The organism is Glutamicibacter sp. NPDC090743 (genome assembly GCF_044769125.1).
In the GTDB taxonomy this organism is placed as follows: domain Bacteria; phylum Actinomycetota; class Actinomycetes; order Actinomycetales; family Micrococcaceae; genus Glutamicibacter.
On the sequence record NZ_JBIVXE010000001.1, the window covers coordinates 187550 to 205835 of the forward strand.

14 protein-coding genes are annotated in these 18286 nt (G+C 60.2%); 10 read left to right on the top strand and 4 right to left on the bottom strand.

Going from position 1 to position 18286, the window contains the following annotated elements; genetic code table 11:
* Positions 1-141: 141 nt before the first annotated feature.
* Entirely contained in the window at positions 142-1383 is a 1242-nt protein-coding gene (locus tag ACIQTS_RS00970; protein ID WP_400288475.1) for an SAM-dependent methyltransferase, read from the bottom strand.
* Between the two features lie 455 nt (positions 1384-1838).
* Here ACIQTS_RS00970 and ACIQTS_RS00975 point away from each other — a divergent pair, with 455 nt between their 5' ends.
* The 4 genes from ACIQTS_RS00975 to ACIQTS_RS00990 all read left to right on the top strand — a co-directional run bounded on the left by ACIQTS_RS00975 (position 1839) and on the right by ACIQTS_RS00990 (position 6725).
* Complete coding sequence (locus ACIQTS_RS00975) at positions 1839-3380, top strand: amino acid permease (RefSeq protein ID WP_400288473.1); 1542 nt, start codon at positions 1839-1841, stop codon at positions 3378-3380.
* 204 nt (positions 3381-3584) lie between these two features.
* Positions 3585-3881 carry a co-chaperone GroES gene (groES, locus tag ACIQTS_RS00980; protein ID WP_133833647.1) on the top strand — a complete coding sequence of 99 codons (297 nt, stop codon included), beginning with the start codon at positions 3585-3587 and terminating at the stop codon, positions 3879-3881.
* A 33-nt stretch (positions 3882-3914) separates the two neighbouring features.
* Positions 3915-5516: a chaperonin GroEL gene (gene groL, locus ACIQTS_RS00985; protein WP_105657612.1), complete on the top strand. Its 1602-nt coding sequence runs from the start codon at positions 3915-3917 to the stop codon at positions 5514-5516.
* 207 nt (positions 5517-5723) lie between these two features.
* Positions 5724-6725: an NADP-dependent oxidoreductase gene (locus ACIQTS_RS00990; protein ID WP_400288471.1), complete on the top strand. Its 1002-nt coding sequence runs from the start codon at positions 5724-5726 to the stop codon at positions 6723-6725.
* Positions 6726-6765: 40 nt separating this feature from the next.
* Here the strand turns inward: ACIQTS_RS00990 and ACIQTS_RS00995 are convergent, their stop codons facing one another.
* Positions 6766-7350 (bottom strand): TetR/AcrR family transcriptional regulator, encoded by a 585-nt coding sequence (locus tag ACIQTS_RS00995; protein WP_400288470.1) that lies wholly within the window; start codon positions 7348-7350, stop codon positions 6766-6768.
* A gap of 316 nt (positions 7351-7666) precedes the next feature.
* Here ACIQTS_RS00995 and ACIQTS_RS01000 point away from each other — a divergent pair, with 316 nt between their 5' ends.
* Positions 7667-9820, top strand: coding sequence for an acyltransferase family protein (locus ACIQTS_RS01000; RefSeq protein ID WP_402470573.1), 2154 nt, complete (start codon positions 7667-7669; stop codon positions 9818-9820).
* Between the two features lie 121 nt (positions 9821-9941).
* Positions 9942-11447 carry an IMP dehydrogenase gene (guaB, locus tag ACIQTS_RS01005; RefSeq protein WP_402470576.1) on the top strand — a complete coding sequence of 502 codons (1506 nt, stop codon included), beginning with the start codon at positions 9942-9944 and terminating at the stop codon, positions 11445-11447.
* Positions 11448-11528: 81 nt separating this feature from the next.
* Here the strand turns inward: guaB and ACIQTS_RS01010 are convergent, their stop codons facing one another.
* Together ACIQTS_RS01010 and ACIQTS_RS01015 are read right to left on the bottom strand one after the other, a co-directional pair.
* Positions 11529-12296, bottom strand: coding sequence for an SDR family NAD(P)-dependent oxidoreductase (locus ACIQTS_RS01010; protein ID WP_105657607.1), 768 nt, complete (start codon positions 12294-12296; stop codon positions 11529-11531).
* 24 nt (positions 12297-12320) lie between these two features.
* Complete coding sequence (locus ACIQTS_RS01015) at positions 12321-13670, bottom strand: short-chain fatty acid transporter (protein WP_400400547.1); 1350 nt, start codon at positions 13668-13670, stop codon at positions 12321-12323.
* Between the two features lie 277 nt (positions 13671-13947).
* On the opposite strand from ACIQTS_RS01015, the gene ACIQTS_RS01020 reads away from it, so the two are divergent.
* The 4 genes from ACIQTS_RS01020 (at position 13948) to ACIQTS_RS01035 (ending at position 18166) form a co-directional block, all read left to right on the top strand.
* The gene (locus ACIQTS_RS01020; RefSeq protein ID WP_286134196.1) at positions 13948-15009 is read left to right on the top strand and encodes a LacI family DNA-binding transcriptional regulator; all 1062 of its coding nucleotides are present in this window, start codon (positions 13948-13950) and stop codon (positions 15007-15009) included.
* A gap of 76 nt (positions 15010-15085) precedes the next feature.
* Positions 15086-16408: an MFS transporter gene (locus ACIQTS_RS01025; RefSeq protein WP_332731638.1), complete on the top strand. Its 1323-nt coding sequence runs from the start codon at positions 15086-15088 to the stop codon at positions 16406-16408.
* Positions 16409-16436: 28 nt separating this feature from the next.
* The gene (locus tag ACIQTS_RS01030; RefSeq protein ID WP_286134194.1) at positions 16437-17222 is read left to right on the top strand and encodes an SDR family oxidoreductase; all 786 of its coding nucleotides are present in this window, start codon (positions 16437-16439) and stop codon (positions 17220-17222) included.
* A gap of 11 nt (positions 17223-17233) precedes the next feature.
* Positions 17234-18166, top strand: a complete 933-nt coding sequence (locus ACIQTS_RS01035) for a 3-keto-5-aminohexanoate cleavage protein (RefSeq protein WP_402470582.1) — start codon at positions 17234-17236, stop codon at positions 18164-18166.
* The last annotated feature ends 120 nt before the right edge of the window (positions 18167-18286 follow it).

The following is an 18286-nucleotide window of genomic DNA, read 5'->3' on the forward strand; positions in this document are numbered from 1 at the left end:
TGACGTCTCGGACGGAATGCTCCGGAGCCGAACAAAGTGGATGGAGCGTCCACCGATTCCTCGATGTTTCTCCATACTCATTGTATGTATTGCGCCGCTCCTGCCGGGACAATGCTCCGGTGGGACCTGCGTCACCCCAGACTAGTGCGGGATGACCTCGAAAGCTACGCGTTTGTCGCCGAGGCGAGCCAGGATCAGCGTTGCCTTGTTCTTGGCGCTCTTGGGGGAGCCTGCCAGCAAAATGCGGCGCAATTCTTCGGGCGTGACGTCGACTCCGCGCTTCTTGATATCCAATGTGCCGATGCCGTTGGATTTCACCCAGCTGCGCAGCTTCTTCACGTTGTAGTCATGCACTGCCATGACTTTGTATCCGCGGGCAAACGGCGTGGAGATCTGCTGGTTATGGGTGAAGTAGGCGATGTGCTCATCGAGCAGGTGGCCGCCAGTGCGCTCCAGCAAGGTCGAGATCAGGTGGGAACGGATCACTGCGCCATCGGGTTCGTAGATGTGCGCTTCCAATTCGCCTACCGGGGCTGGCTGATCATTTGCCGCGGCAGCTGCACTGGCCAACTCGTGGGCGCCGTCCTTGTCGATGACCAGCGCGGCACGGGCGATGTCCTTGCGCTTGAGCTTGCCGAACCAGAGGCAGGCCTCGATGACCGAGCCGTGGTCCGAAATCCAGACAGCCTCGGCGTTCGCCGGAATCGCTTCATGGGGCAGGCCCGGACCAAGTTTCACTCCGACGTCCAGCCCGGAGTCCACCAGCTTCTCCACGAAAGACAGGGGCGGGGAAAACGCCTCGGGGTCAAAGAGTCGGCGGGTGCTTCCCTTCACGTCGGTACGCCGGGCTGGATCCAGCCAGACGCCGTCAACCCCGGTCAGATCGGTGTCCTCGGCGCTGCCGTGGATCACAGTGGCATTGTCGAAGGGCATCAGGTTCAGTGTTGTGGCTGCCGCGGTGGTTTCATCCATCTCTACTGCGGTGACCTGCACGCCAGCGCTGGCCAGCGCAATGGAGTCGGTGCCGATGCCACATCCGAGGTCGGCGACGTGGGTGGAACCGGCATTGGTGTAGCGGCGGGCATGCAGCCCGGCGATGGTCAGGCGCGTGGCCTGCTCCAGTCCGGCCGGGGTCAAGATCAACGAGTCTGCAAAGGGGCCGAATTTCACCCTCGCCCGGAAACGCAGCTCGGCCTGCGCCATGACGGCGCGAACCACCTGGGCGTCGTGGCCTTCCTTGCGCAGCTTCTCATTCAGCGACCAAGCAGCATCCTTGGTGGCCACCATGGACGGGTCGATGGTGGAAAGCAGCTTCCAGCCGTCTTCCGAAAGCAGGGCGGCGAATTGTTCATTGAGCGTGGAGTCATTTGAAGCCTGGGCCATGATCCAAGACTATCGTTGATGCGTCTTGGAACAGACTGGCCCTCTCGGTGTGCCCAGCCCGCAGGGCCAGTGATCTATGTGACAAAAACGCGTCACATTCAGAATTCGCAGAATTGCCAAGCGGGCTTCGCCAAGCTCCGGGATCCGGCCGCCCAGCAGTTGCGCCAAGAGCAGTTCGAAGCCGGGAGGTGTGAAGCACTGAAACCAAAAGACTAAGTATCACTATCTCATGGGCATTGATTTGGTTAGAGAGAGTAATGCTTGTTGCTAATTGGATCATCTGGCTAACGAGTAGCCCTATCGCTGTTTTACAGTTCTCCGCCACTAGGAAACGGTTCGCTGGACCAACTCGCCCCGCTTGCTGCAAGCGGCTGCATGTCCTCCGCAAGACCTGAAGTGATCCACGTCGCATTCCCCTGTGGAACTGGTGTTGTATGGCACCTGTGATGAAACCTATGCAGCGAACGACAGTGACGTCGACAACCGGTCCAAAGGCCGTGGATCCCGCACCCCTGGTGCAGAACCAGCTTAAGCGCGGCATGAGCAGCCGCCACCTGCAGATGATCGCCATTGGCGGTTCCATCGGCACCGGGCTGTTCGTGGCCTCCGGCGGCACTATTGCCCAGGCGGGTCCCGGCGGCGCGCTGCTGGCCTACGCCGCGGTGGGTCTCATGGTGTACCTGCTCATGCAGTCCCTGGGCGAGATGACCGCGAAGATCCCGGTGGCCGGATCCTTCCAGACCTTCGCTACCCGCTTCGTTTCCCCCTCCTTCGGCTTCGCCATCGGCTGGAACTACTGGTTCAACTGGGCCATCACTGTCGCGGCGGAACTGGTGGCCGCTGGCATCGTGATGAGCTTCTGGTTGCCTGATGTCCCCGGTTGGGTCTGGGCCGGCTCTTTCCTGGTGGCCTTGACCGCCTTGAATGCTTTGTCCGCCAAGGCCTTCGGCGAAGGCGAGTTCTGGCTGGCCATGATCAAGGTGGTCACCGTCATCGCCTTCCTGGCCGCCGGCGTGCTGATGATCTTCGGGGTGCTCGGCGCGCACACCGATCCGCTGGCCAACTGGCGCGAAGGCAACGATGTCTTCCATGGCGGCTGGCTGTCCATCGTCTCGGTCTTCATGATTGCCGGATTCTCCTTCCAGGGCACCGAGCTGGTGGGTGTCGCCGCAGGCGAAGCCAAGGATCCGCGCCGCGAAGTGCCCAAGGCCATCCGCCGGGTGTTCTGGCGCATCATGCTCTTCTACATCGGTGCCATCTTCATCATCGGCTGCCTGATTCCGTTCACCGACCCGAGCCTGCTGGCCAGCGGCGAAGCCGACGTGGCTTCCTCGCCCTTCACCCTGGTCTTCGAGCGGGCCGGCATCGCTTTTGCCGCTGCTGCCATGAACGCGGTCATTCTCACCGCCATCCTCTCGGCTGGCAACTCGGGGCTCTACGCCTCAACCCGCATGCTCTACTCCATGGCCCACGATGGCAAGGCTCCGAAGATCTTCGGGCGCACCAACTCCCGCGGCGTGCCGATCATGGCTCTGCTGGCCACCGCTGCGGTAGGCCTCTTCGGGTTCCTCACCGCCCTGGTGGGCCAGGGTGCGGCCTATACCTGGCTGCTGAATGTCTCGGGGCTGTGCGGGTTCATCGTCTGGGTGGGTATTGCCGTATCCCACTACCGCTTCCGCCGCGGTTATCTCGCCCAGGGCTACAGCGTGAAGGACCTGCCCTACTTGGCCCCGCTCTTCCCGCTAGGACCCATCGTGGCCTTCCTGATGCTGATTGCCGTGATCGTCGGTCAGAACTACCAAGCGGTGCTGGCCGGCCACGGGCTGGAAGTGCTCTCGGCCTATATCGGGCTGCCGCTGTTCCTCGGACTGTGGCTGGTGCACCGCATGGTGACCAAGTCCAAGATGGTCAAGCTCACCGAGATGGATCTGGACGCTCCGGAGGATATCGAAGAGTCCGCGGCTGTGCGCTCTGCGCGAACCGGTGTGAAGAAGTAGGGCAATGATTAGCACTCGCCTTGACCGAGTGCTAAAGCTCGTCCTAAAGTCATGTGTGGGTGTCACGATGGAAGTCGCATCTGCAGCTTGCAGCGTTACACACCGCCTGACTGGATACCACCAACTGGCACCGCGACGACGGTTGGTCCAATGCCATAGGGCGCACCCCTACAACCATTGGTTCATACACGAAAAGGAGAGACCATGTCTGTCTCCATCAAGCCGCTCGAAGACCGCATTGTCATCAAGCAGGTCGAAGCCGTAACCACCACCGCTTCGGGCCTGGTCATCCCAGACTCCGCTAAGGAAAAGCCACAGGAAGGCGCCGTAGTCGCCGTAGGCCCAGGCCGCATCGATGACAACGGCAACCGCATTCCCCTGGACGTTGCAGAAGGCGACGTAGTCCTGTACTCGAAGTACGGCGGAACCGAGGTCAAGGTCGGCAACGAAGAGTACCTGGTGCTCTCGGCTCGCGACGTACTGGCAGTCGTCGTAAAGTAACGCCAACCTCTCTAAAGTTTCAGGAGAAAATGCATGGCTAAGCAGCTAGCATTCAACGAGGAAGCGCGACGCGCCCTCGAAGCGGGCATTGATAAGCTCGCAAACACGGTGAAGGTCACCCTCGGCCCACTCGGCCGCAATGTGGTGCTTGCCAAGACCTGGGGCGCCCCGACCATCACCAATGACGGTGTCACCATTGCGCGTGAGATCGATCTGGAAGATCCATACGAGAACCTTGGCGCGCAGCTGGCCAAGGAAGTAGCCACCAAGACCAATGACGTAGCAGGCGACGGCACCACCACCGCCACCGTGCTCGCTCAGGCCCTGGTCAAGGAAGGCCTGAAGAACGTCGCCGCAGGCGCCGCTCCGGGCGATGTCCGCAAGGGCATTGAACTGGCTGTGGAGATCGTCTCGGACGCATTGGCCGCTAACGCCGTTGCCGTAGAGGACAAGGTTGCTAACGTAGCCGCGATCTCCGCGCAGTCGGATGAAATCGGCGAATTGCTGGCCAAGGCCTTCAAGACCGTGGGCACCGATGGCGTGATCACCATCGAGGAGTCCTCGACTACCGCTACCGAGCTGGTCCTGACCGAAGGCATGCAGTTCGACAAGGGCTACCTCTCGCCACAGTTCATCACCGACCAGGAGCGCCAGGAAGTTGTCCTGGAAGACGCACTGATCCTGATCAACCCAGCCAAGATCTCCACCGTGGCAGAATTCCTGCCACTGCTGGAAAAGGTCCTGGAAGCGAAGAAGCCGCTGCTGATCATCGCCGAGGATGTCGAGGGCGAAGCCCTTTCCACCCTGGTGGTCAACAAGCTGCGCGGCCTGCTGAACGTGGTAGCCGTCAAGGCTCCAGGCTTCGGCGACCGCCGCAAGGCAATGATGCAGGATCTGGCTATCCTCACCGGTGCCCAGGTTGTTTCCCCGGAACTGGGCCTGTCCCTGGACCAGGTTGGCACCGAGGTACTCGGCTCGGCACGCCGCGTGACCATCACCAAGGATTCCACCACCATCGTTGATGGCGCTGGCACCGAGGAAGATGTCGCAGAGCGCGTAGCCCAGCTGAAGGCTGAGCTGAACCGCACCGATTCGGAGTGGGACCGCGAGAAGCTGTCCGAGCGCCTGGCCAAGCTGTCCGGCGGCATCGGCGTGATCAAGGTGGGCGCTTCCACCGAGGTCGAGCTGAAGGAACGCAAGCACCGCATCGAGGATGCTGTGTCCTCCACCCGTGCTGCCCTGGAAGAGGGCATCGTTGCCGGCGGCGGTACCGCCCTGGTTGACGCGCTGGCTTCGCTGGATACCGATGCCCGCATCGCAGCCACCGAAGGCGACGTAGCAGCAGGCGTTGCGATTGTCCGCCGCGCGCTGGTGCAGCCGCTCTTCTGGATCGCTACCAACGCCGGCTTCGACGGTGCGGTAGTTGCTTCCAAGGTGGCGGAGTCCCCAGCCAACGAAGGCTTCAACGCCAAGACCGGTGTCTACGAGAACCTGCTGCACGCAGGCGTCATCGACCCAGTCAAGGTAACCCGCTCGGCACTGCGCAACGCAGCATCGATCGCGGCCTTGGTTCTGACCACCGAGACCTTGGTGGCAGAGAAGGCTGAAGAAGCTGAAGAGGCGCACGGCCACTAGGGTTTAGCCCGTCACCGAAGCATTGCTTCGTGAGCGAAAGCCGCCGTTGGATCCAGGATTTATCTCCTGGATCCAGCGGCGGCTTTTTGTTCTCAGAAAACGATCCACCCGGGGTGACCCAGCTCATTGACACGATAAATGAGTGCGCTCATAATTGAACTCAGTCAAAGATTGATGCCCATTTCATATCCGTACAGGAGATCTTCCATGCACGCGTTCGTTCTCGAAAACTACAAGGGTGCCCTGGTGCAGGCCGAGGTCGCTGAACCTGAGTTGGGGGAGCGGGAGGTACTCATCGAGATTGCGGCCGCTGGCGTCAACCAGCTTGACGAGAAGATCCGCGCAGGCGAATTCAAGGCAATCCTGCCATACAAGATGCCGCTGGTTCTCGGCCACGACGTCGCAGGGACCGTGATCGGGCTCGGCTCAGGAGTCCGCGGCTTTACGGTAGGGGACCAGATTTTTGCCCGCCCTCGAGATCATCGGATCGGAGCTTTCGCCCAGCGCATTGCCGTGAATGAAATGGATATTGCGAAGGCGCCTGTCTCCATCGACCTGGTGCAAGCGGCCTCGCTGCCCCTGGTTGCACTGACTGCGTGGCAGGCACTAGTTGAGCGGGGAAATCTGCAGCCGGGGCAGCGAGTACTCATCCACGCTGGCGCTGGCGGCGTCGGAACCATCGCCATCCAGCTGGCCAAGCACCTGGGCGCTTACGTCGCGACAACAGCGTCGGCGACGAACGCCGAATTCTTGCAGGATCTCGGAGCCGATGAAGTCATCGACTACAAGACCGAGGATTTCCAGGTAAGTATCTCGGGCTATGACCTGGTGCTTGACAGCCTGGGCGGCGAAACGCTTGCCAAGTCGCTGGGAGTCCTGCGCCCTGGAGGGAAGGTCATCGGCATCTCGGGTCCGCCGACTCCGGCATTCGCCAAGGAAGCAGGGCTGAATCCGGTGATGGGCTTGGCGGTCCGCGCGCTAAGCCGGTCAGTTCTCAAGAAGGCCAAGAAGCTGGGTGTCGGGTACGAGTTCCTCTTCATGAAGCCCAGCGGCCAGCAGCTGCGAGGCATTGCCGAACTGGTGGACTCCGGGGTCCTGACGCCCGTGGTGGGCCAGGTCTTCGGTTTTGCGCAAACTGCAGAGGCCCTTGAATCGATGGAGGCTGGTGGCCGGCGCGGCAAGACCGTCATCTCCATGCAGCAGAAGTAAAGCGAGCGCGTTCGCCTGGGCGGTGGGCGCGCTTTGCTCGTCAGTGGGGGAGGATTGCAGCAATCTGAGCGCGGATGCCCCGGGCGACTTCAGCTGTGGCCAGTGCCGGGTCCGCAGCAGTAGCCATGGCCAGGAACTGGATGGAAGTGATGGCCCGCGCAATCGTGGCTGCCTCCGGCGCCTCCAGATTCCTATGCGTGCCCAGGAGCTCGGCAATCGCCTGTTCGGTCAACGCCGCTATGCGCAGGGCTTCGGCATGATGCGGTTCCGCCGAATCGCCAAAAACCATTTCGCGCAGATAAAAGCGCCCGTTGTCGACATGCTTCCGATTGCAGTCGATGATCGGTACCAAAAGGGCCATGGTTGCCTCCAGCGCGGTCTTTGCTGATTTAGAGGCCTCGATGCCTTGCTCCAAGGAGCGTTCGTAGCGGTGGTTCTGCACCATGAGCAGCAGCTCGGATTTGGACTTGGCGTAGAGGAAAAGGGTTCCGGTTCCGATATCCGCCGCGTCGGCGATCTGCTGCGTGGTGACCTCATCGACACCGTGTGCCGCGAAGAGTTCGCTGGCCGCGGAGATGATCCGTTCAAGCTTCTGCTGCTTGTTGCGTTCGCGTCGTCCTGGCATAGGAGTTGAAGACGTCACCCGGGAGCCTCTCGGCTAGAACTGATCAGAGTTATTCATGAGTCTAATCAAGAAAGCTGCTGTTTCAGAATGCGCGGATTGACTTCGCTCACCTGGCCAAGCAACAATTTGCCGCCGTGCCGACGATGGCTGGGCGGCAAACCGCCGTGGAACTTTGCGCCAGTTCTCGAATTTCGACAGCTAATCCTGAGCAGGTCAGGCCAATACGGTCAATCTATATACGCTGCTTTACAGCGGCAGCAGCGTCAACTCGCACGGTGTGGCCATGGCGAATTGATAAGATGGTTGGTTGTCTGACGTGAATCAAGTAGAAAACGCCGAGGACAATAACCTGTCCCCGACGAAAGCGCAGCCAGTGAGCCATACCTTGGATCAGTCTCGGACAAGCACCCAGCGTGCCGGTTTCCGAGTTGATTTGCAGGGACTTCGCGCCCTCGCAGTCCTGCTGGTGATGTGCTACCACATCTGGTTCTCCCGGGTCTCCGGCGGTGTGGACATCTTCTTGATGCTCTCCGCCTTCTTCCTCACTTCTTCCACCGCACGGCGCATCGCCCGCGGGCAGCGCCCGCCTCTGCTCGACGGCTGGCTGCATCGATTCTCGCGCCTGATACCGCAAGCGGCGGTAGTCATCATTGGCGTGGTCATCGCGGCATGGATCATCCTGCCTAGTACGCGCTGGCTGGAGCTGATCGACCAGTCCAATGCCGCGCTGTTCTACTGGCAGAACTGGTACCTCTCGGATCACCAGGTGGACTACTACGCCTTCAACACAGCCGCCGCCTCGCCGCTGCAGCACTTCTGGTCCCTGTCTGTCCAGGGACAGATCTTCATCATCTGGCCGCTGGTTCTTGCCGGCAGCGCACTGCTCTGGAAGAAGTTCTTCTCCCGGCACAGCTTCGCCGCCGTAGCAGGCGGCGCCTTCGGAGCCATCTTCCTCGGCTCGCTCGCGTATTCCATTCACATCACCGCCACCAACCAGCAGGTGGCCTACTTCCACACGGGCGCGCGCCTATGGGAATTCGCCCTCGGTTCGCTGCTCGCCTTGGCATTGCCGTGGCTCTCCAGCCTGCCCGAGAAGATCCGCCGCATCGGAGGCTGGGCCGGCCTGGCCACCGTCATAGGCAGTGGCGCCGTACTGGATGTGCAGGGGCAGTTCCCGGGCTTCATGGCTTTGGTGCCCACGGTCGCCGCCGCCTTGGTGATCTCGGCTCCGGCACCGCGCAGCTGGGCCAACCCGTCGGGCCTGCTTTCCTTGCCCCCGCTGGTAAAGCTGGGCGACCTGTCCTACGGCATGTACCTGTGGCACTGGCCGTTGCTGGTCTTCTACCTTGAGGTCTCCGGGAACGAGAAGGCCTCCTTCGCTGCCGGCAGCGTCTTGATTCTTGCCTCGATTCTCGCTTCATGGGCTACCACCAAGTTCGTCGAGAAACCGGCCATCGCCTGGCAAGCCAGTGCCAGCTTCTCGCGCCTGATTCCGCAAACCGGGTTCAAGCTCATTGCCCAGTTTGCCGTGGTCGCCGTGGGGCTTGGCGTAGCCAGCCTTCCGGTGATGGCCTGGGAGAACAACGTCGAGCACCGCAGGGCCATGGCCGCGGCGCAGACCGCCACCGACAACCCCGGGGCCAACGCCGAAGATGACTGGGATCCGTCACCTGCGGCTTTGACCCTGCCGCTGGCGACCGAACTGGATAGCGAATGGCAGACTCCCGGCGATGTCTGCGAAGGGGCGAACGCTCCAGATGACGAGCGCATCCACTTCTGCGAGCAGGGCGGCACTTTCGACGGGGGAGCGCCGGACCTGGTAATGCTGGGCGATTCGCACATGCAGCACTGGTCTGCGGCGGCTTCGGCAATGATCGAGGAAGCTGGCGGCAGCTGGATCTTGGTGTACGAACCGGGTTGCCGCTACGGCTCCGATGCTGACCGCGTGGAAGAAGCCTGCTCCGGTTTCCAGGACGCGGCGCAGGAATACGTAGCGGATCTGGCTCCGCAGATGGTGCTGACCACGGCCAGCAAGACCGTAGCGGACCCTGATGACATGCTTCGCAGCCCGGGGGAGCAGGAGATCCTGGTGGACAACTACGCCGAGATGATCCAGCCGCTGCTCGATGCCGGAAGCCGGGTCATCGCGATGCGCGATACCCCGCGCTATACCTACTCCATTCCGGAATGCGTGGATTCGAACAAGGGACTTCCTGCCAACTGCGATGGTTCGGCCGGCTACGCCTTGAACAGCGTGAATCCAGTGGAGCAATTCCTGGATTCCAATGATTATGGCGACCAGGTTGTTTCCCTGGACATGACGGGGTTGCTCTGCCCCGAGGGGGTCTGCAAAGCTGTCATAGGCAACGTCTTGACGTACCTGGATGATTCGCACCTGTCCAAGACCTTCGTGCTCAGTGCCAAGCGCCAGTTCGCTTCTTCTTTCAAGGATGCAACAAACTGGGAATAAATCACCCCTGATGCGGGATGGGACATGAGGTTGAACACAGTGCGCCAAGAAGGAATAACCGGAACGCCAAAAGAGCTCTACCATTTAATCAACCTCCGCTGTCGCCCCGAAAGGTTCCCCCGTGACTGAGTTCAACCCCTTTGCCTTTGAAGGACTCACCTACGACGACGTTCTGCTGTTGCCTGGCCCGACGGATGTGATTCCTTCGGAGGCGGACACCACCACCCGCTTCACCAAGCGCATCAACATCCAGGTGCCCATCAGCTCCGCTGCAATGGACACGGTGACCGAAGCACCCATGGCAATCGCGCTGGCACGCCAGGGCGGTATCGGCGTGATCCACCGCAACCTTTCCATTGAGTCCCAGGCCAAGCAGGTTGACCAGGTTAAGCGCAGCGAGTCGGGCATGATCACCGACCCAGTCACTGTGCACCCGGGTGCCACCTTGGCTGAATGGGATGAGCTGTGCGCTCAGTACCGCGTCTCCGGTCTGCCAGTGGTAGATGAGAACCGCAAGCTGTTGGGCATCATCACCAACCGCGACACCCGCTTTGTTCCTCGCGAACGCTACATGACCACCAAGGTCTACGAAGTGATGACCGGCATGCCGCTGGTGACCGCTCATGACGGTGTAGCTCCAGAGAAGGTAATCGAGCTCCTGTCCAAGAACCGCATCGAGAAGCTTCCACTCATCGATAACGACGGCAAGCTCACCGGCTTGATCACCGTCAAGGACTTCGACAAGGCCGAGCAGTACCCGCTGGCGACCAAGGACGACGAAGGCCGTCTGCGTGTTGCAGCTGCTGTTGGCTTCTTCGGCGAAGGCTACGAGCGTGCCATGACCCTGATCGACGCCGGAGCTGACGCACTGGTTGTCGACACCGCCAATGGCCACTCGCAGGGCGTGCTGGAGATGATTGCACGCCTGAAGAAGGATCCAGCGGCCGCGCACGTGGACATCATCGGCGGCCAGGCAGCCACCTATGACGGTGCCAAGGCACTGATCGATGCTGGCGCTGACGCCATCAAGGTCGGCGTTGGCCCGGGCTCCATCTGCACCACCCGCATCGTTGCCGGCGTGGGCGTTCCCCAGGTTACCGCTATCTACGAAGCAGCCAAGGCAGCTATTCCAGCTGGCGTTCCATTGATCGCTGACGGCGGCCTGCAGCACTCGGGCGATATCGGCAAGGCCCTGGTGGCCGGCGCCGACTCGGTCATGCTCGGCTCCCTGCTGGCAGGTACCGCTGAGTCCCCTGGCGATCTGGTCTTCATGGGCGGCAAGCAGTTCAAGGCCTACCGCGGCATGGGCTCGCTGGGCGCAATGGAAACCCGTGGCAAGAACACCTCGTACTCCAAGGACCGCTACTTCCAGGCTGACGCGCCATCGAACGAGAAGCTGATCCCTGAAGGCATCGAAGGCCAGGTCCCTTACCGCGGCCCGCTGTCGGCTGTCACCCACCAGCTCGTGGGCGGCCTGCGCCAGACCATGTTCTACGTTGGCGGACGCACCGTTCCCGAGCTGAAGGCACGCGGCAAGTTCGTCCGCATCACCGCAGCAGGCCTGAAGGAATCGCACCCGCACGACATCATGATGACCGTTGAGGCACCGAACTACCGTTCGCGCTAAGGCTCATCTGATGCGGAAAACCCCATCACCACTGGCGCATTGCCAGAGGCGATGGGGTTTTTCGCATCTCTGCTAGCTGATTCAGGAGGCCAGCCAGCCACCGTCGACGTTGAGCATCTGTCCAGTGATGTACCGGGATGCTTCCGAAAGCAAGAAAACCACCGGTCCGGCAAAGTCATCAGTGTGCCCCAGCCTATTCATCGGGATCCGTGAGAGGATTCGTTCTCTGTCTGCCGGTTTGGCCAGGAGATCTGAAGTGAGCTGCGTTTGGACGTATCCGGGAGCAATGCCGTTCACGCGGATGCCTTGTTGCGACCATTCCCGGGACAGCGCGCGGACAGCTCCGAGTACGGCTGACTTCGACATGACGTATGGTGCGACATTGGGCAGCCCAATGGTGCTTGCCAGGGAGCAGAGGAAGACGTGGCTTCCGACCGCGCTGCCGCGGGAGATCTCCCGCCGCGCGATCTCGGTGCTGAGGAACAGAGGGGCTTCGGCATTGACCTTCTGTACCCATCGCCATTCCTCAGGATCCAAATCGATGGCCTGCTTGCGCAGCTGCACACCCGCAGCATGGATCACGGAATCAACCGGACCGTTGCCTTCGGCAAGGTCTACAAGTTCATTGGCTTTGCCGGTTTGCGCTACATCCCAGGTATAGGTGTGCAGGCGTTGCCCATCGAGTCCGGCAAGCTGCCGTGTTTGCTCCAGCTGGGACTCCGTGCGGGACACTGCGCTGACACGTGCGCCGGCTTTGACGGCTGCCAGTGCCATAGCCTGCCCGATGCCGCGGCCAGCTCCGGTCACCAAAACGTGACGGTTGGCCAGTGAAAACTGTTCAAGACTCATGGGAATTCCTTGTTTGCGTGCTCGTTAGAAAATGTAGGTGGGCAACAGCAAGATGAAGAGGAATACCGCACCGCTGATGACCAATGAAACAAAGGTGTACTTCAAGATGGATCTCACTCCGAGCCCCGCGATCGCCAAGATCGGCAATGCGAAGAACGGCTGGATCATGTTGGTCCAGGTGTCGCCGTAACCGATTGCCATGATGATCAAGGCGGGATCCGTGCCCAAGGCGTTGGCCGCTTCGATGAAAATCGGTCCCTGAATGGCGAATTGGCCGCCACCACTGGGCACGAAGATGTTTACCAAGCCGGCGGCGAGGAAGGCGACAATCGGCAATGAGTTCGCGTTGGACATCGAGATGAACGCATCGCTGAGCACGGTGATCAGTCCCGTCGTTGTCACGATCCCCAGGATGCCGGCGTACAGCGGATACTGCAGCAGCACTTCGCCGGTGACTGTCGAAGCGTTCTTGATCAGCCCGGCCAACGCTACAGGGGAGTCAACCAGCAAGAGGATGATCGCGAGCATCGACCAGTTCACGATGTCGAAGGTCAAAACGAAGCCCAGGCGCATGAAGTGCCCGACGATGAAGACGCTGAGCAGTAGTCCCAGTCCGGTCGTGACGTAGCGCTTGGATTCAATCCAATCTGCCGGGCTTTCCGGTTTCCCAGCTTGACGGGCCTCCGTCTGGGAATCCGGGTTGCTGAGCGGGATCTCCAGGATCTCCTCGTCGGTCTTAGGCCGGGACATCGCCATGCCGATGACCAGCGCGGGAATCATGATGAGCAGGCCAGTCATATTCCACCAGCTGAAGACCGTTTCCGTAACCGGGACCGGAGCACCCAGGAATTCCTCGATGAAGCTGCCAGGAGTGGCCGAAGTCAGCGGGGCTGCCCCTGAATATCCCATATGGTAGGGAATAAAGCCGGTGTAGGCGGCAGCGACCAACAAAGGGAAGTGGACTTTGATGCCGCGTTCGCGGCAGCTGGTGGCGATACCCTTGGCCAGAATCGCTCCGACGATTAGTCCCAGGCTCCACTGGGCCCAGGACACCAAGCAGGTCAGCAGGGTGACCCAGGCGTAGGCCTGCACCGCGTTCTTTGGAATGCTTGATACTTTCGACAGCACCCCCTGGACCTGGCGGGTATGGGCCAGTGCATGCCCGAAGAGCAGGGCCAGGCACATCTGCGTGATGAAGGCCAGTAGCCCTGTCAATCCTTCGCCCCAAGCATTCACCACGGCGACCGGAGACGAGTCGGTCATCGTCAAGGCCATGAGCATCACGATCAACGTCAGCAGGACGGCGAATACCATTGCTGAGGGCATCCATCGTTCGACAAGACGAGTCACAGGCTTCATTGCGGTTGTGAGCATCGTGCACCTCCAAGAGTAGGCCGATCAATTTGCTGGAGAGGAATATGACTGCCGTCACATCCTTTCGAGGACGCTACTAGTGCGGTTCGGCATTAAGCAATCGTAAGTGGCTAGGCGTCCTATCTCCGGTTGCACCCGGTGCTTCAGGTGCATGAATAAGGTGATTCAGAAGATTTAGCTTTTGAAGCTTAATGTTGCTTAACGTATTTCCATGCCATGTAATGGTGATCACAAGCATTCGCAGGTTCTTATCCGATTTCACCAATGGAGGTGCGCGTTGACCACCCAGTCGCATTTATCGCTTCGACCAGCGCGTGTCTCTGCTGCTGCTGTTGCCCGAGCTGCAGGGGTCTCTTCTGCAACGGTCAGCTACATCATGAACGGTCGACCCGGTGCCTCGCCTGAGACCCGGCGCCATGTGCTGAAGGTGGCGAACGAACTTGGCTACCGTCCCGCCAACCATGGGCAGCAGCAGGACCCGCTTCTGACCCGCGTGGTCGGCCTAGTGCTGCCGAACATCGTGAACCAGATGTATACGATCTGGGCACAGCACATCATCAATGCCACCGCCGCGGCCGGGTTCGATGTCTTTGTCGCAACAACGGGGGACGACCCCGAGGCGCTGGATCAAGTTGCTCGTACCCTGGCTGCCCGGAATGTTGATGGCGTCATTATCGCCGCTGCAATCAAGGAAGATTCGCGTTCTCTGAGGACCTTTCGCCAGAAACGAATTCCCTATGTCTGCCTGTCGCGCAATTCCGAGCATCTGCCTGGTGATTTCGTCGGGATCGATGACGACGCGGCTGCGGGGGAACTCATGTCCCACGTTCTGGATCACGGCTATTCGGAGGTGGCCACTGTCATCGGGCCGCGTTCCTCTACTGCGTCTTTGTTGCGCGAACAGGCTTTTGTCCGGGTTGCCCAACAAAGGGGTGTCCGGGTTGCGGGAGAACGCCTGATCAGTACCAAGCTCAGTTCGGAAGGCGGGCAGCTGGCCGCCAAAAGATTGTTCAGCTCGGCGCATCCGCCACGGGCTGTGGTCTGCGGATCGGATGAAATTGCCATTGGTGTCATGGAGCATGCGCTGTCGCTGGGCCTGCGCATTCCACAGGATGTCGCGATCGTCGGCTGTGACGGACTCAGGCACAGCCGCTCGAAAATCATCGGGCTGACAACAATTGTCCAGCCGGTGAAAGACATGGCGGAAAGGTCCTTCGAGCTACTCCTGGAACAGATCGTCGAGCCGCGGAACACCTACAAGCACACGATCTGCGAGCACAGCCTCCATATCGGTAGGACTTGCGGGTGCCCTGCTACAGGGCGAATGCCTGCCCTCTAGCTCACCACTAGACATTCTCAAAGCCAAGGGCCTGGTGCCCTCTACTCGTCATGCCTGCATGCGGAAGGAACTGACCGTGCAAACTACCAACGCGACACGTCGGATGCGCTCACCGGAAATGCTCAACAAGCTGATTTTCCGGCGCATCATGCCGCTGCTGATCGCAGCCTATGTCATGGCTTTCATTGATCGCACGAATATCGGCATGGCCAAAGACCGGTTGGAAATCGATCTGGGTATCTCGGCTACAGCGTACGGCGTGGGTGCCGGGCTGTTCTTCTTGACCTACGCGCTTTCGGAGATTCCCTCAAACCTGATCATGCACAAGGTCGGCGCACGGTTCTGGATCATGAGGATCATGATCACTTGGGGAATCCTGTCTGCCTGCATGGCACTGGTCCAGGGGGAGTGGTCCTTCTATATCCTGCGCATGCTGCTGGGCATCGCTGAGGCGGGCCTATTCCCGGGAGTCATCTACTTCATCACCCAGTGGTTTGTCGTCAAAGACCGCGCCCGGGCCAACGGACTCTTCTTGCTCGGCGTAGCCCTGGCGAACGTCATCGGGGCGCCGCTGAGCGGCCTGCTGCTGACTATGGACGGCGTTGGCGGGTTGCACGGATGGCAGTGGATGTTCATCATCGAGGGGTTGCCAGCGTGCTTCTTGGCTATCGCAGTTTGGAAACTCCTGCCCAACAAGCCCACCGAAGCTAAATTCCTCACCCAGGCCGAGGCCGAGGACTTGGAAGCGCGAATCGCGGCTGAGGAAATCGCCGGCGCGCAGGCTGCTGGAAATTCCAAGCTTCTCCATGTTCTCAAGGACAAGCAGATCCTGTTGGTCGTTGCGATCTACTTCTCCCACCAGATCGCAGTCTACGCATTGAGCTTCTTCTTGCCTTCGATCATCGGTACATACGGAGAGCTATCCACCATCCAGATCGGCTTGCTCACCTCGATACCGTGGGTCTTCTCTGCCGCAGGCGCCTTGCTGATCCCCAAGCTTGCCACCAATGGCTCGCGATCGCGGATCGTTGCCAGCGCAACCATGACCGGCATCGTTGCCGGGTTCACCCTCGGTGCGCTTGGCGGACCGGTGCTCGGACTGATCGGCTTCTCGCTAGCCGCGTTCAACTTCTTCGCGTTGCAGCCGATCCTGTTCACCTACCCGGCAACCCGCCTTTCCGGTGCGACTCTGGCTGGCGGCATTGCTTTCGTGAACACCGTCGGGCTGTTCGGCGGATTCCTTGGTCCCTACATCATGGGGCTGATGGAAGAAGCTACTGGAAGCAAGATGTCGGGCCTCTGGTTCATTGTCGCGATCTGCGCCGTTGGCGCACTGCTCACTCTCAAGCTCAAGCAAGGCACCGAGGATCCCGCTAAAGCCGCTGTGTCCGGCCACTAGGCATCTAACTAAGGAGCAACGAACTCTAATGAATACCCATAACATGAAAATGGACTTTGACGGACTCCGGGTTCTCGTCACGGCTGGAGCTGCGGGCATCGGCCTGGCGATCGCTCAAGAGTTCAGGAACCATGGCGCACAAGTCTTCGTTACGGATATCAATCCTGAAGCAGTGCGTGCCGCCGCGTCGGCGGGTTTTGCCGCCTCCGTGAGCGACGTGTCGGATGAAGATCAGGTACGTGGATTGCCCGATCAGATCCAGCAGTCTCTAGGGGGACTGGACGTCCTGGTGAACAATGCCGGAATCGCCGGTCCTACCGGGCCTATCGAGACTCTTGAATCCGAAGATTGGATGACGACTTTCGATATTAATGTCCACGGACAATTCTTCTGCATCAAGCACTTGCTCCCGTTGCTGCGCCAGTCCACCCGCGGATCCATCATCAACTTGTCCTCGGCCGCTGGCCGTCTGGGCATGGCAGGTCGCAGTCCGTACTCGGCATCGAAATGGGCAGTGATCGGGCTGACCAAGACGCTTGCCATCGAGCTCGGCGGTGAAGGAATCAGGGTCAATGCCATCTGCCCGGGGGCAGTCAATGGCCCGCGCATCCAATCCGTCATCGAGGCGAAGGCGCGAATGCTCCAGCGTCCGGTGGACGAAGTCTCCGATCTGTACCACGCGCAGTCATCGCTCAACAAGCTGGTCGAGGCCGAGGACATCGCCAATATGGCGGTGTTCCTGGCCAGCCCGATGGCACTTCGGATCAACGGCCAGGCCATGGCAGTCGATGGCAACACCGAGAAACTGTACTAGGAAGGCGTATTGTGAAAAACAAGCGAAAAGTCATCATTACCAGCGCTGTCACCGGCGCTATCCATACCCCCAGCATGTCGCCGCACCTGCCGGTGAGCGCCGATGAGATTGCCGAAGCTGCGCTTGGCGCCGCCAAGGCTGGCGCGGCCATAGTCCACATGCACGCGCGTGATCCCAAGGACGGCCGCCCATCTCAGGATCCCAAGCATTTCGAACCGATCTTGGAGAAGCTCAAGAACGGCACCGACGCCATCGTCAACATCACCACCGGTGGCTCCCCGCATATGACCGTCGAAGAACGCATGCTTCCGGTGGCAACCTTCGAACCTGAACTCGCTTCGCTCAATATGGGATCAATGAACTTCGGACTGTATCCCATGCTGGACCGGTTCACGGAGTTCGAACACGATTGGGAACGAGAAGGCCTGGAAAATTCACGGGATCTGGTCTTCAAGAACACCTTTGCCGATATCCAGAGGATCCTGGAAATCGGTAACGCCAATGACACCCGGTTCGAATTCGAATGCTACGACATTTCCCACCTAAATAACCTGAGTCACTTCCACCAGCGCGGGCTGGCCCGTGGCCCGCTTTTCGTGCAGTCGGTTTTAGGTCTGCTCGGCGGCATCGGGGCGCATCCGGAAGACTTGATGCATATGCGCCGCACGGCTGACCGCCTGCTGGGAGAGAACTACGAATGGTCCATCCTCGGTGCAGGCAAGAACCAGATGCCGTTAGCTACCATTGGAGCGGCCATGGGATCGCATGTACGTGTTGGGCTGGAAGATTCCTTGTGGATCGGACCGGGGCAGCTCGCCGCTTCCAATGCCGAGCAAGTGACCCGTATCCGGACCATACTGGAAGCACTGAATTTCGAGGTCGCGACTCCCGAGGAAGCCCGGGAGATGCTGGAGCTCAAGGGGCGCGACAAAGTCGGTTTCTAGGCGCCAAATGCCTTCGGCCTGAATAGCAGCACAAAATCAAACAGACTCGAGGCTCCATCTGTCCTGCCCCATGCAGGCATAGATGGAGCCTTGTTTTGTCCTAGTCCCAGTTTGACGCCG